This is a genomic window from Phytobacter sp. V69 (assembly GCF_965644215.1).
Classification (GTDB): domain Bacteria; phylum Pseudomonadota; class Gammaproteobacteria; order Enterobacterales; family Enterobacteriaceae; genus Phytobacter.
The window spans coordinates 1-526 of record NZ_CBFFRL010000506.1 but is presented as its reverse complement, the minus strand read 5'-3'; the positions used below and the strand labels follow the sequence as shown (position 1 = coordinate 526).

The 526-nt window shown below is 52.5% G+C and carries 1 protein-coding gene; it reads left to right on the top strand.

What is annotated here, in order from left to right; translation table 11 throughout:
* Nucleotides 1-250: 250 nt before the first annotated feature.
* Nucleotides 251-502 (top strand): helix-turn-helix domain-containing protein, encoded by a 252-nt coding sequence (locus ACSZPU_RS26240; RefSeq protein WP_499004555.1) that lies wholly within the window; start codon nt 251-253, stop codon nt 500-502.
* Nucleotides 503-526: the final 24 nt, after the last annotated feature.

Below are 526 nucleotides of genomic sequence, written 5' to 3'. Positions count from 1 at the left end.
ATTCAGGCAACCGTCTGTGGTGTTTGCAGAGCTAAGATTGGCGGCTTAGCGTTGCACTTCGGAGTTGAATCCGCCCCATCCTGCATCTTGAAGTTACTTGGGTATATGTCTATTTTTTTGGGGGGCTGCGTTATGAATTTATCAGTCGCGAATTCAGATAAATAAGTGCAACGCTTGGTCATGTGGATGGAGGGACGGTTAGCTACCGATAAGCTATCCTGCTCTTCCGACCAAAGATGAGCGCGTCACTATGAAATATCGGCAGCTAACCGAAGGGCTACGATACCAGATAGCCCTGTTGTGTGAAGATAAAGTTAGTCAGGCAGAGATTGCCCGCCGCTTAGGCGTGAGCAAATCAACGGTCTCGCGGGAACTGCCCGTAATCGTTCTGTACATGGCTACCAGCCAGCGGCAGCTCAGAAGCTCAGTACCAGCCGCCGTAGGGCGGGCGGCAAACGCAGGATGCGCGAGGATACGGTCTTCTTTGTTGAGGCTGCGCTAAACTGGCTGTGGAGCCCGGAACAGA